At 27.0% G+C, this 15,399-nt stretch carries 9 protein-coding genes; 3 read left to right on the forward strand and 6 right to left on the reverse strand.

The genetic code is table 4. The features are described from left to right. Positions 1 to 453 precede the first annotated feature (453 nt). A complete protein-coding gene (locus tag JXZ90_RS02375; protein WP_205848181.1) occupies positions 454 to 768 on the forward strand; it encodes a hypothetical protein in 315 nt (104 codons plus the stop codon). 89 nt (positions 769 to 857) lie between these two features. Here the strand turns inward: JXZ90_RS02375 and JXZ90_RS02380 are convergent, their stop codons facing one another. Next, positions 858 to 1,379, reverse strand: a complete 522-nt coding sequence (locus JXZ90_RS02380; RefSeq protein WP_205848182.1) for a hypothetical protein — start codon at positions 1,377 to 1,379, stop codon at positions 858 to 860. A gap of 215 nt (positions 1,380 to 1,594) precedes the next feature. Between JXZ90_RS02380 and JXZ90_RS03380 the strand changes: the two genes are divergently transcribed. Beyond that, positions 1,595 to 2,152, forward strand: a complete 558-nt coding sequence (locus JXZ90_RS03380; protein WP_241003397.1) for a transposase — start codon at positions 1,595 to 1,597, stop codon at positions 2,150 to 2,152. 146 nt (positions 2,153 to 2,298) lie between these two features. Then, positions 2,299 to 2,784, forward strand: coding sequence for a transposase (locus JXZ90_RS03385; protein WP_371808126.1), 486 nt, complete (start codon positions 2,299 to 2,301; stop codon positions 2,782 to 2,784). 39 nt (positions 2,785 to 2,823) lie between these two features. On the opposite strand, the gene JXZ90_RS02390 is transcribed toward JXZ90_RS03385, so the two are convergent. The 5 genes from JXZ90_RS02390 to pth form a co-directional block, all read right to left on the reverse strand. Then, positions 2,824 to 3,795, reverse strand: coding sequence for an ABC transporter ATP-binding protein (locus JXZ90_RS02390; RefSeq protein ID WP_205848183.1), 972 nt, complete (start codon positions 3,793 to 3,795; stop codon positions 2,824 to 2,826). Between the two features lies 1 nt (position 3,796). After that, positions 3,797 to 11,818 (reverse strand): ABC transporter permease, encoded by an 8,022-nt coding sequence (locus JXZ90_RS02395; protein ID WP_205848184.1) that lies wholly within the window; start codon positions 11,816 to 11,818, stop codon positions 3,797 to 3,799. Between the two features lie 122 nt (positions 11,819 to 11,940). Next, positions 11,941 to 13,911, reverse strand: a complete 1,971-nt coding sequence (gene ftsH / locus JXZ90_RS02400) for an ATP-dependent zinc metalloprotease FtsH (protein WP_205848185.1) — start codon at positions 13,909 to 13,911, stop codon at positions 11,941 to 11,943. A gap of 49 nt (positions 13,912 to 13,960) precedes the next feature. After that, a complete protein-coding gene (gene tilS, locus JXZ90_RS02405) occupies positions 13,961 to 14,857 on the reverse strand; it encodes a tRNA lysidine(34) synthetase TilS (protein ID WP_205848186.1) in 897 nt (298 codons plus the stop codon). Further along, the gene (pth, locus tag JXZ90_RS02410; protein ID WP_205848187.1) at positions 14,838 to 15,395 is read right to left on the reverse strand and encodes an aminoacyl-tRNA hydrolase; all 558 of its coding nucleotides are present in this window, start codon (positions 15,393 to 15,395) and stop codon (positions 14,838 to 14,840) included. The genes tilS and pth overlap by 20 nt, the downstream gene beginning before the upstream one ends. Positions 15,396 to 15,399: the final 4 nt, after the last annotated feature.

The raw sequence follows: 15,399 nt of genomic DNA on the forward strand, positions 1-15,399 counted from the left end.
AGTAAAGGCTTTTTGTGTTGACTTCATTTTCATCCTTATTTTATAAAAATTTTTTATTCTAAATTTCATAAATAAATAAAATTAATATAAAAAAATAAAAGTTCAAGACAGACACAATAACTTTTAAAATTGTTGCTCCGGCATTAAACTTTTTTAAATTTTAATTAACCAAATTAATGATAAATGAATAACACTATTCAGTTTCATCTACATCATTTTTATTATCCGTAGAAATGACTTGTTCTTCGGCTTGTTCTTTTTGAAAATCTTCCTTTGAAATTTCAGAATTTTCATAAGGATTTTTCGATGTTTTTGATGCTGTTTAAAATTGGCCAACTATTAAAAGAATTTGACCAATAAAACTAACTATTAAAACTACAGATTAATAAAATAGAATCACGAATAATTAACGATGCATTTTGTTCGTTTATTGAAGATGACGTTGACAAAATAGTGCTCTTAGCGATAATTGCCACAACTAAAAATATTATTAAAATTAACGCAGATAACATTGTTCATAACCCCGATATTGACAAAGATCTTGATTTTTTAATGGTGGGCATCCAAGGTTTTGAAGTAACAGTTGAAACTATTGCCAAAATAATAGCAACTATAAAAACAATAAAATTAAATAATGTTGGTTTTTGGGGACTACCAAAAATCAATGATATAAAACCCAAAAATAAATTAACTAAAAGTAGAATAGCAGAGGATAAAGAAATAGACTTGGTACTTTTATCATATATATTTTTTTATTCATATAAATAAACTCCTTTGAATCAATTTCTAATAATATTTTGATTCAAAAAAAAATTATAAATTACAAATAAAAGATTATCTTTTTAAATTATTAATTTTTATTTCTTCAAAGCAAATTTATACATTCTGATAGAACCAATAGTCACTAGAATAGTACCTAGCAAATAAAAAGACAAACTAACTCCAAAAATAATATTTCTAAGCATGCTTAAATTAAATATTGATTGCTCATAACTTTCACTATCTTTACTGCCAACTGAATGAAACATTGATAGTAATCAAAATAGTGATGAAGCATATAGAATAATAAGTAATAATATTGACAGCAATATAAATGTTTCACCAATTATTAAGTAATTTCTAAATTTTTTAACTTCATGCATCCAAGGTTTAACTTTTAAAATAATACTTAATACAAAGGATAATGGCACAAAAATTAATACGATGCATAAAATAGAGATAATAATTCTGGCTATATCGTTTGAAATTAATAATGTTAAACCTTCTAAACATATTAAAATAAATAAAATCATTGGTGTAATTAATAATAAATTTTTAATAATTGACTTTTCTTTTTCAGTTAGGCCTGCATTGTTATTTTTATTAATAGTATTTGACATCTTACTCCAGTTATTCAAATAAATTTTACTAAACATATTGACAAGATAAACATTGTTTTGGAATCAGGACAAAAATTACTATAAAAAAAGAGCAAATTAAAGGTGGACAATAAAAATTAACATTTCAAAGTGTTAATTTTTTTGTACACAACCACTAGTTATAAGAGGTACCCCATTAAAAAAATTAAAAACAGAAACTGAAAGGATTACTGAATATGTCGAGACATTTAAAAATGGAAGAGTTTGATTTAATATTTGAAGCTTACCAAAAATATGGAAAGATAGGGGCTATAAAAGCATTTTGAAATATTTCTCCAAAAACACAACTTGTTAAGAGAAAACATCTTGTAAGAAGGGTTCAAAAAATAATTAATTATTATAATTTAGGAATGAAAGAAAAATTATTAACTAAAAAAGGCAAAGATAGAAAACCCGGCTCAGGAAGACCTAGAAAAGAACTAAATTTGGATTGAGATATTTTTGATAGAGATGATCTAATTGAAATAGCAAAAAGATACTATGAAATAACTAATGAAAAGCCTAAGAAAGAGAAGAAGGAAGAAGCTAAAAATCTAAGAATTCAATATATTAAATTAGCTTTGTTTTTTGGCCTTTGTAGACAAACGATTTCTAATGCAAAATCTAAACAATATAAAGAAAAAGAGACTCCTTATTCAAAAATAATAATTGAAGCGTTTAAGGAAAATAAAGAAAGATTTGGCAGAAAGAAGTTAAGTATGTATATATATTATAAATATAATATATATACATAAATGAACGCACTTTAGGTAGATATTTAAATAAATTAAATCTCAAATGCAAATTAAGACAAAAAAGAAAAAGAAAAGAAATTAAAGACACAAAATGTGAAATATCAAATACAGTTCAAAGAGATTACAACAACAAGGAAAATAGACATATTTATGCCACTGATGTTTCATATATAAATGCCCCAAAAGACGTGCATGAAAATTACGTTTATTTATCTGCTGTAATTCACCACAAAACTAAAAAAATTGTGGGTTTTAGGTTAAGTAAAAGCAACAATTTAGATTTTGTTTTAGATAACATCAAGGATATTCAAAACGAAAATTTCAATAATTTTATTATTCATTCAGATCATGGTTTTCAATACACAAATCAAGAATACATTGATAGAATTACAAAATTTGGTGGGGTAGTTTCAATGTCTAGAGTTGGGAATTCATTAGATAATAGAGAAATTGAATATTGGTTCGGAGTGATTAAAACAGAACTATTGAATGATTTAGATTACACAAAAATTACATTTGGCGAGTTAAATGAAAAAATTAGAGAATATATTTTTTGATATAACAATGATAGAATACAATCAAATTTAGGTTGAAAAACACCACAGCAATTTGCCATGGCGTTCATCAATTAAAAATGTTAATATTTTTTGTCCACGTTTAATGCTCTATTTTTATAATTCAAGTTTATCTGGGTGAATGGGATTAGTGTTAATATCAACTTTTGCTACTTTACCGTTTCTCATAGTAATAACCCTATCGGCCATTTTAGCCATTCCGGGATTATGACTAACCATAACAACTGTTGTTTTATTATTTTTATTAAGATCTCATAAAACATTTAAAACCATTTTTGTTGTGTCTTCATCTAAAGCTCCGGTCGGTTCGTCAGCAAAGACTAACTCTGTATTCTTAACTAAAGCTCTCATTATTGATACACGTTGTTGCTGACCACCTGAAAGTTGAGCAGGAAATTTATTTATTTCATCTTGCATATTAAACTTTTTGAATAAATCTGGAATATCTACTTTTCTCTCGGGATCTTTTTGTAAATATGCTCCAGTCATCACATTATCATATGAACTTAAATTGGATAGTAAGTTATAACTTTGAAAAATAAAACTAACATGATTTCTTCTAAATTTAGTGAGTTGAGAATTAGTTAAATATGGTAGATTATTGTCACAAACTATAACATTACCTTTTGTTGGTCTATCTAGTCCACTAATTAAATTTAATAATGTTGATTTTCCGCCGCCCGAAATACCATAAATAAGTATAAGTTCACCATTTTTAATACTTAAACTAACGTCGTTAAGTACTCTAGTTGCTATATTATTTGAAACATAATATTTACTTACATTTTGAACTTCAATTATATTTCCTTCAGTGTTTTTTAAAAGTTTGTTTTCATCTTTAGGAAATTTTTTCTTATTTATGGATTTAATAAATTTAATAGGTTTTGGAACAAGAGCTATATTTCTCTTAGAAGTTTTTTCTTTTAATAAATCTACAATATTTTTTTTAGAAACTTTTTCTTCGCGAGAAAATGAAACTATTTCAATATTATCTGATAACTCTTTTTCAAGAGTTTGTTCATCTTGGCTTATTTGAGAAGTTTTAGATTTTTTTGTTTTTTTAGTCATATTATCCTTTCAATAAATCTACAGGTTTCATTTTGTTAATGGTTATTCAAGTTAATATTGATGTTGCTGAGAATATTAATAATATAAATAGTAATGTTAGAAATACATACAATGGTTTAAGCACTAATGGTAACGATATTGAAGATGTAACTAATAAGAAGGAATTAAATCCAAAAATTAACAACATAGACAATGGAATAGCCATAAGAACAAACAACAATATAAATGGAATAAATACACCAAAGAACATCCTAATTTTTTCTTTTTGGTTGTAACCAAGAATTGATCAAATTGCAATATTACGTTGATTTTCATTAATCATCATAGATGAAATCATTATAAGAATAACAATTGAAATTAAGAATGTTATAACAATAACTGAAACAGTAATTATTTCTACAGTGTGACCTATTTGTTGAGTAAATCCAGATTCAATATCCTTAGAATCAACATAATCTGCCGCTATTACAAATAATTTATTATTGTACACCTTCATATATTCTGAGATATATGTAGCAGGATTATCCAAACAAGATTTGTATTTATTTGCATCAAACACAACGGACTCTTTATCTAAAATCCTCATTATTTGATCTTGAGTTAATCCAACTTGTTTTGGCAACACTCCAAAGTTTTTGTCTAAATGATTACCTTCTAATTTACCAAATATATTTTCGAATATGGCTTTTTGAGCAGGTTTATCCAAACTTTCTAAATCAATTCCTTCAAGACCGGTTCAATAGCCATTTATAGCATAAAGTGAAGCTGAATCAGTAAGTTGAATTGGTGATGAATTTTTGGTTATAACTCCATTAAAAGGTAGAATTCCTGACGATGGTTGTAGCTTATCTAAACCTGTCATTAGATTTGCATATTCTTGCTTAGTTACAAACTCTTCATTAATATAAGTTGAGTTAATACCTACAACTTCAAATTTATATTCATATTTGTTTTTATGCCTTAACAATTGATTTTTAAATCTATTAACATGGTTTGTAACATCTGCACTAAATATAGAACCTTTAGATAAACTATATTTTTTAGCAACAACATCATTAATAATTACAGGGTATATGTTATTTATTACTTTATAGTTGAATAGAAGCTTAGATAGGTCGGTTCCAGAATCGTCTTCGAAGTTAATATATCTATTTTTTTCATAAATATTCGGATTATTCACATTGCTAAATTGGTATCCATATATTTTGATATCAGTCTTGTTATATAAAGCATTTATATAAGTATATTTTTGATCATGATTTTCATCAAATAAAATTCCACCAAAACTTATAAAATAATCATTTCTAGAAGGTCCATATAATTCACCGTGGTCTTTTAATCAATAATTATTTTTATTTTCGTTGGTACTTGAATTATTAGCATTATCTTTAATTAATTTTGGATTATGTTGTTCTTCTTTGACTTTAGAAGCTACTTTTGCATATCCATTCACTAAAAATTCCCTATACGTTAATCTATTTGCAGTCGTGATATTATGCATTTCATATTCCGTTCCATTCCAAAAAGCATATTTGAATGAGCCAGATTTAGAATATGGTGCCTTATAGTATTTAAAGAATGATACGTTCTTATTTTTTGATAAATCAAATAAACTTAAATTTTTAGAAACAGGATCAACAATTCATTTTAAATTATCATTACTTTGTGTTTTTTCTAATTGATAAGCTAATCTATCTCTTAATCTATCAATTTTTACTTTTTGAGTATCTGGCATAGAGTTATAAGCTATTTCTCATGGGTTTATGCTTACACCAGTGTCAACTGAAATATCGGTTGAAAATTGACTTAGAATGTGACTGTCCCAATTTTGTGGGTTTCCATTAGCGCCACCATCGTTTATAACGCTTGACTCACCTGGTCTAAAGTAATCTCACGTTTGTCTTTCACCTTCTTTTGCGTTTCCAATAGGAACATAAAGATTGTTATTAACATCTTCAGGGGAATATGTTTTATATAATCCTCCCTCAGCAGTAGGTGTTTTTAAATCTATTTTAAATTTATATGCTCTATTTTCATATGTCTTAGTTATCGTTCTTGAAAAAATATTATTTGAAGAAATACCAAATAGAGTTGCAACACTTACTAATAATACACTTACTCCAAATGAAATCAATTTTCAAAAACTTGTTCAAGCAAGAACTAGTCCAAACTTAGTTTTAATATTTCTTTTTTTGATAACACTATAATATTTTTTAAATGCATAACCACTTGGTACTTCATCAACACCGCTCATTAGGTGAAGAGGCTTAATTCTTAAAATTATTAGTGAAACCAGTATTATTAATAAACTCATTCCTATGAATGGTAAGAAAACAGTAAATATTAAAGGCAAGACTTGAAAAGGTATTGTTTCCTTCGGCAATGTTCAGTAACTTGAAAAAACATCTAAGGTAACAAATTGCAACCTATTACCAATGGCATAACCCAATATTCCACCAATAACGGATGTTACTAAAGCAAAAGCTGTAAATGACAAAGCTATCTTGAATGGACTATAACCTTGAGCAACCAAAATACCTAATACTTTACGTTTATTACTTATGTATCTTTGAATAATGAAAATGATTGACACTGATACTAAGAAGATTAAAACACTTATAAGAATTGTCGAAACTAAACTAATTGTATTAATGATGTCTTGAACCGTTTTAACTCTAATAGCTCTTTCAGGATTTATTGGATCTACTTCCGTTGCTAAAAATACTCTTTGTAATTTATTACTATCTGTTATTGAAATATCAATTTTTCTGGCAATTTTTTCTTTAAGTTCACTATTTGTATATTTGCTATTATTTTTAATTAACAATGCAGACTTAACAACATTACCTTGATAGTTTTGGCGCATACGAGCAAAGCCAGATTCATTTACATAAACAAGCGCTTGGTTTTGAGTGTTTACTTGTATGTGGTTTTCATCAATCACAGGATACATATAGTCAACAGTTGTTTCTTGTCCAACAATAATAAATTTCGAACCATTTATGTTTATTGTAAATTTGTCATCGAGTTTATTTACAAAATCTAATATTTCTGAAGGATTACTTGGTATTTCTCCAGCATATATTTCTTTGTCATTTTTATTTAAGTAAGCAAAATTGACTTTTGCTAAATAGCTTGAAGCATTTGTAAATACAATTTCTTTCATTTCTTTGGCTTCAATAATTTCTTTTAAAAGATCTGGAACCATTTTAGCAAAGTCTATCTCTAGAAATGAAGGGTTATCTTGTTTTAATAATTCTTCAAAATAAGATGCATCTATTACTAAATTTTGAATATTTTTTAAATCTAATGGTTTATCATCAAATTCAGTTGATGAAGGAAAAGAGCCTAATATCTTGTTTAACTCATTATTCTTTTCACTTCCCTCAACAACTAATTCTTCTAAATTAATTATTTTATTCATTAATAAGTATGCTAAATTACCATTAATCTTACCGGGTGTATTTTTTTGATTTGCTAAATAACTAATTGTTATTTCAGGGAAAAATGAACGCAACACTGGATTAATTAAAGCATTATTAATACCAAATAAATTTGTAGGCAAGTTAACTATCATTTTATTATTTAAGTTAACAATAATATCTCTATTATCTTTTACTTCTTGTTTTGAAAGATATTTTGAAACAAAGGTTGAAATAACATAGTGGTAAGCACCATTCGGATATTCTGACGTGACATTATAAGACTTACTAGATGCAATTAAACCAAGTTGATTTATCAAAAGATTCTTGTTATTTAATATTCATTTTTCAAATTTGGGATTATTCTTAACCAAATCATTTATTTCGTTATTTATGAAAAATGTGTTACTTGAATTTCTATTAAACAAATCAACAGTAGAAGGTTCAGCTAAAAATCTATTTATTCCAAATTTTGTAGATGAGTGAAATGGTAAATTTTCATTTGAAGATAACTCTTGTGAATATCGCAATATATTTGGATTAATAGATAAGGCTAGAAAATCATTAATAAATTTTATAGCTTCATCTGGAGAGGCATTTTGATTTGCTAACATTTCAAAATATGGTTTATAAATATCAAAAGCTTGAGCACCAAGAGCATATTCATTCTCAATGATAACTTTTGCAGATTCGGCAATCAACTTTTTGAAGACAAGTCAAGTTGTTTGACCCTCTTCTAAATTTAATAATTTAGCAATAAGCGCTGTCCCGGTTTCTTTTTTGTTAGCTAAAATTAAATCAATTCCGCCTTTGGTTTGCTCAATTAAGTTAATTAACGAACTTAGTTTTGATAATAGTTTGTCCTTATTAATTTTTGAGTCAAAAACACCTAACTTTATCAAGTTTTCTTGTACTTTTTTACTCAATGAAGAAATAATTATTTCTCCGGCCGGAAGCATTTCTATCTCTTTTTTAGAATCTAAAATTAAAAGTTCAAAAGAATAATTTTTAAAGATTTTATTATCTGAGTTTTTTAGGAGAGTTGTGAAGAAACCTATAAAATCAAAAAATCCTAATTTGTTTGGGTCATCATCAGGAAAGTAAATTCCTTCAATTACATTTGAGGTTTTGTCTGACAAATTAAATATTTTTATTAGATTTGACTTTAATGCTTTGTTTGAACCAGGTGTGTTCAATAAACCTTTGATAGTGGTTATAACGCCTTGTTTTAAGGATATTGTTTCAACACTAATTTTATGTTGAATTTCCTCCGTTTGATTAGTATTGTTATTAAAGTTTGCAACTTTATACATATAGTTTTTAATCTTTTTAGATGAATGAATATGAGAAACTATAACCGAAAAATCAATGTCATCAATAATATTAAATAGTCCCTCTCTAACATTTGAATATGGGTTTAATGGGGCGGCATTCATCTTTTTAACAATAGTTTTCAAAGGTTCTATTAATGAAGCATCCACTAAAGAAAGAAATTCAAATAAAAGACTATTTGAATCATTTAAATCAAGCGCTTTTTCAAAATTAATATTTAATATCAATTGCTTTAATCCGAGTTTAAATGTCTTACCATTAATTGAGTTTAATATTCAATCAATAATTGTTGATGAACTTAATTGAACTGTGTAAGTTTCTTTGCTAGGATTTTTAACTCTAGTACCGTTAGGTAGGATATATGGTTTCTTAGATTTATCTATAAATCATTGTTTAGCTTGGCTTGTTATTTTAGCTATATCAACGGATTTTATTATTTCAATAAATCCATCAATAACTTTAGATGGTTCATTAGAACATTTAACTATTGATTCAGGACTTATATATTTACTGAAATCAACATTAAATGCATTAGATATTAATATAAATAAATTATTTAATTCACCTATTAAATAGTTTGTTTGGTCATCTATCGAACCTTTAGATAGAATATTAATTTTTGCTTGTCTCAAGGCTCTAATAATAATGTCTTTAAATACATCGCCATTATTCGAATGACTTAATTCATATAATATTTCAAATATAATTTTTGGAATTAAACCATTGTCCATTTTGCCATTTACAAAAACATCAGCAAAATTATTATCTCTTAATACTTTTTTAATAGCGTCATTTAAATAATAAACATCTGAACTAGATACGTATCCTTTTTTAATTAAGTTATTTTTTAATAAATAATTTTGAATAGCATCGCCCAAGAAATCTACATTCCCATTTTCCAAAGCATTATTAACTAAATCACTCTTAGGAGAAGAAAACAATATCGGTATATATGATATATTTTTATAAACAGGATCTATTTTAACTCAACCAGTTCCACTTTGTTTTAGATATTCGGTGGCTATAGTTAATTTGTTAGCTCTCATATATGACTCTAAGAAACTTTGTTCCATACCTTCGTAACTTCCATTAATAGAAACTACTTGTCATTCATTAATCATTTTTCCGAATTTATTTTTAATTTGGCTAACAAAATAATATTTGTTATTTACAAAAATTAAACCTAGATTCAATTCTTTATAATTAGGAACATTTGAATCGCCTGACTGCTTTAATTTATTTATAAAAATAATTTTAGATGAATTAAATACTTGATATTTCTTATTTCCAATCGGTCTCTTTACATTAGCGAATTTCAAAACTGGTTTAATATAATTAGGATCAGGATATAAATTTCTGGTAATTGATTGAATTATTTTTGCAGCAAAGTATGATGGTATTTGATCAGAATGAAATACTCCATTTTGAGAATTTGATTCTTCTTTTAAAAATGAATTTAATTTACTTTTATCAGATTGTTCATTAAACAATTTTCCGACATTCATTTGTATACCATCAATAATAAAATTACTGTCGCCAGTGTTAATAAAATGAAATGTGCTTTGGGAATTATTTTTATCATCCACAGAATCTATTGTTAGTGTTTGTCTAAGACCTATGTTGTCGTCTCCATTAACTCAATCCTTAATTGAGTGAATTATTTCTTCTTTTGTAATAGCAAAAGCATTATCTTTTATTATTTTATATCTTTCAGTTAATATTTCTTCATTGTTTAATAGTTTTAGTATCTCTTCGTCTTCATATTTTGTTGAAGAAAAATAATTAATTTTATTATTTTTATTCTTTGTATTTTGTTCGATTTCTCGAATGGATTGATCAATGATGTTTAGTTCAGCGCTATTTAGTTTAATCTTTTTAATTTCTGAATAGTCAAAATCAGAACTTAATTTTAATATAACTGTATGGTGATAATTTTCAGCATTACTATGAGTAGAATAAGGGGTAATTGTGGTTTCAATTCTTCTTCTTCAATATGAAAAAGAATCTAATTTATCTCATAACTCAGAACGTTCATTAGAATTCAAATCACCTAGAGTTTCCATAAAAACCTTATATGATCCACTTCACTTGTTTTTGTATTCACCAACAAAAGAAGTTGTGTAATTTCATCTTAAAAAATTATTTATTTTCACATATTTTGCAAGTCATTCTTTTGGTAAAGAATATTTAGTGTTTTTCTTAAAAACAAAATTTTGTATTTCTTTATTATTGAATGAATCAGGTAAATTATTAGCAAATTCAGTAAAACTGATTGTTGGTTTTAATAGTAAATTTTCATTAAAAAATGTTGGTTCCCCGGTTTTATAATCAATATAAGTACTTTTTACATTTATATCCTTTTGTTTATATACAAATTTAGTTTTTTCTTCAAATCCAAAAAGTTCTGCAACTTGGGTAGAAGTTAATTTATAACCTTCTCCAGTCTCCATTCAATTATTTCCAACATTAAAATCTAAAGTAATTTTTTTTGTGTTTAGATTAATAAAAAATGGACTTACTTGAGAAATAATTATCGAATCAATAACGTTGCTATTGTTTACATAAAACTGCTTAACATTAGCTATATCTCCAACTTTGTAACTTTTATCAAAAGTGAAAATATCTCCTTTAGATAACTGTAAATCTTTTAAAACTCTTTTTCCTGACTTATCATATAAAGGCACCATTAATTGATTTGAGGTAGTTGGATTTTTAAATTCAAAATAAGCATTATCGGCATTACCTAAGTTAAACTCAAATGTTTTATGAGTTATTCCATCATTGCCAATTCCATTTTTATCCTCTATTTCGTAAATTGAGTAAATATTTTGTAACTCTTTTTTAGCAATGTAATAATTACTTACCAAGGAATTGTCGATTCCAAGATCGCTTAGTTTTATAAACTCATTATCAAATCCATTCAAGTATAAAATATTTTTTTTCTCATTTTTATAATCATACAATTCAGGTGAGAGCTCTCCTTGACTAACATTAAAAGTAATTGGTCCATTTGCTTCACTTGATGTTTTTCCATTTAAAAAATAACCTTGATTGTAAGCATCTCCAGATGTTGGTAAATTTAAATCCACACTCAAATCATGTAGTTTTGAAACATTTTTATATTCGTTGTATTTAGAATTAATTGATTTTTTGACTCCGGCAAGCAATGTAAAAATAGCTGACGTAATAAAAACTAGAATACTTAATCCTATAACAACAACTTTATTTTTGCTTAATGATTTAAAAACTTCTTTAAATAATCTTCACATAATTTATCTTATTTTCCTAATCTTTAAATAGTGCATATATTATACATATACAAAAATATTTCAAGAACTTATAGAGTATTTAAAATTTAAAAGAAAAAGGAACACAAATGTTCCTTATATAATTATTCTTCCTCAAGAAGTTTGTCTAGGTCTAATGCTGACTCTTTAATAACTTCTTTTTCTTTTTTAGGAGGTAATTTCATATTCTTAGCAATATATTCAATCTCTTCAGCAACTATTGTTTCTTTTTCTAAAAGAGCAGTTTTAATCAACTCAAGAAGTTCTCTATTTTTATTAATAACTTCAATAGCCTTTTTCTCGGCATCTAATATTATTTTTCTTACTTCAGTGTCAATTTCGTGTCCGATTTGACCAGAGTAGCCAGCAGATTTAAAGCCGTCTCTGCCTAGGAATGGAGAGCCTTCATCCTTTTCATATTGAATTGGTCCTAAAGAAGACATACCTCATTCAGCAACCATTTTTCTCGCAATTCTTGTTGCCTTTGCAATATCGTCACTTGCACCAGTTGATACATTATCCTTACCATAGATAATTTGTTCACTTGCTCGACCACCCATGAAACTTGTAATCATAGCAACTAGCTCATTTTTATTCATATTGTATTTTTCCTCTTCGGGAGTCATAAGATTATATCCACCCGCTTGGCCCCTAGGAATAATAGTTATTTTTTGAACCTTGTTTCCACCTGGAACTTTTATACCAACGACAGCATGGCCAGCTTCATGATAAGCAACCATTGTTAATTCTTCTTTAGAGATCACTCTGTTTTTCTTTGCTGGACCAGCCATAACACGGTCAATACCTTCATCTATGTCTTCTCTAGAAATAATTGAAGAATCACCTCTAACAGCTAATAGACTCGCTTCGTTAATAACATTTTCAAGTTGAGCACCTGAGTATCCTGGAGTTCTTTTTGCAACGTTAGCTAGGTCAATATTTGGAGCTAGACGTTTTCCTTTAGCGTGTAATTCTAAAATTTCTTGTCTTTCTTTTACATCAGGCAATCCAACAGTAACAGATCTATCGAAACGTCCGGGACGTGTTAAGGCCGGATCTAACACATCAGTACGGTTGGTTGCGGCAAAAAATAGTAATCCAGTATTTTCTTTCATACCATCCATTTCAACAAGTAATTGATTCAATGTTTGCTCACGCTCATCGTGGCCGCCACCTATTCCAGAACCACGTGTTCTACCAATAGCATCTAATTCATCTATAAAGATTATAGCTGGTGCATTTTTACGGGCTTCCTCAACAACTGTTCTAACACGCTTAGCACCTAAACCTACATACATTTCAACAAAATTTGAGGCAGAAATGAAATAAAATGGAACATCTGCTTCTCCGGCAGTAGCTTTCGCCAGCAATGTTTTGCCTGTTCCTGGAGGGCCGCCAAGTAATATACCATGAGGCATTCTAGCACCTGCTGTTTCATATTTTTTAGGGTTTTTTAAGTAATCGACTATTTCTTTAATTTCTTCAATAGCTTCTTTGTTTCCGGCTATATCTTTAAAGGTTTTATCACTTTTAATTTTTTGGGCAGGATTTTTATTATCTCCAATTCCACCCACCATATTGTTCATACCCTTTCTAATAAGGAATCAATATATTCCAACAAAAATTAGAATATAAAGAATCATTGGTCCAACAATACCTAATATCTTTTGTCATAGTGGTGTCGAATCCGATGGATATGGATTCATAAGAATATTTGCATGTGATTTGCCATCAAATTTAAAATAATCTTCATTGACAAAAGTTGGCAGGTTTTGACCAAAGTCTTCAATATATTGCTTTGGCATTACTAAGGTTTTACTAATTGAGTCACCTTTCCCATCATGAAAGGTATAAGATATCTCTCTCATTCACTCATTTATTTTTAAATCTGAAATGTATATTTTATCATTCGGATTTTTTTTCGCCTCCGCAGTATCTTTTAATCATTCATTAATGGTTAATGGATCAACATGCGTAAATTTCTTTCACAACATATAGCCAATTACACCAGCAATAATTGAAAATAAGATAAAGTAAAAAATTATTCTAAATTTAATTTTTCCTTTATTATTCATAAATCTCCTTACTATATTCAAACATTAACATATTGTTAAAGTTTATTTATTAATTATAAATTATTAATTTGCCATGCCTTTTTATTAAAAAAGTATTTTTTTTGATTAAATATTTACTTGTTCTATTGTTGGTAGATACAATTCACGAAACAATTGATTTTATTTTTGAAGAACTTAGTTTAATATTTTTATAATTTAACGTAATGAACTTAAAAACTAGGTTATTGGCAAATTTGTTGTCTTCTATAAATTCTTGATTGTATCCATTGTTTATTCATTTATTATATTGTTTATCAATTTCTGATTGCTTTAGGATCAAATCTTTATTTTGCAAATTTATTTCCAAAATTAACTTTTCTTTTTCATTAGCAGTCCATGTTTTTAAATTATCTCTAATTCTATTTCTTGTGTATTTTAAGTCACTATTTGTATAGTCGATTGCAAATTGTATGTTTTTTTCTTTACAAAAATATTCAATTTCATCCTTAAAATATAAGTCTAACAACGGTCTTTCAATATGCATTCCAAAAAGATCTGTACTCTTTTTTATTCCAAAAAATAGAGGTTGTCTTTTAGATTCTTTTTGCATTAAATATGTTTCAATAAAATCATCCTTATGATGAGCTAAATATAGAGAATTACACATATATTTTTTATATATTTGTCTAAAAAAATTATATCTAATGTTTCTAGCATAATTTTCAAAATTACCATTAAATAACACACTTGTTTTAATTTCTAATAATTCAAATTTAATGTTTTTTTCTTCACAAAATGATTTTACAATTTCTATATCTTTGTAACTATCAGTTCTAAAATTATAATTAACAGTCGCTACTATTATATTTTTTGGATCAAAATTACTTATTAAGTAATTTAATAAAAACATTGAGTCCGGTCCGCCACTAACACCCACTAATATATTTTTATTTTTTTCTATTAACATTGAATTTTTCCATTACTGTTTTAATGTCGTTATACACAAATGATATAGCTGCATCAGCTGCAACATTAGCTATTTCTTCAAATTCTATCATTTCGTCTTTACTAAATTTTGATAAAACATAATCTCTAAGAGGGACGGCAGAATCTCTACCAATTCCTATTCTCATCTTCTTAAAGTCATTAGATCCTAAGTGTTTTTCAACGCTTATAACACCATTATGTCCGGCTGTAGAACCACCAATTTTTATAGCTGCTTGACCTAAATTAAAATCTTTTTCATCATAAATTATCATTATATCGCTTGAAAGAATCTTAAAATATTTCGCTATAGCTTGCACAAACTCACCGGAATTATTCATAAAGGTCAATGGTTTTGCTATTATTACATCTTCAGTTACAACAAATTGTCCATTAAATTTCTCTTTATTTAATGATGTATTTAATTTTTCTAAAATTTTATCAATAACAAGAAAACCTGAGTTATGTCTTGTAAATTGATATTCTTTTCCTGGATTTCCTAAACCAACAACTAATTTCATACTA

The sequence above is a fragment of the Mycoplasma sp. Mirounga ES2805-ORL genome (genome assembly GCF_017084445.1).
Classification (GTDB): Bacteria; Bacillota_I; Bacilli_A; order Mycoplasmatales; family Metamycoplasmataceae; genus Mycoplasmopsis.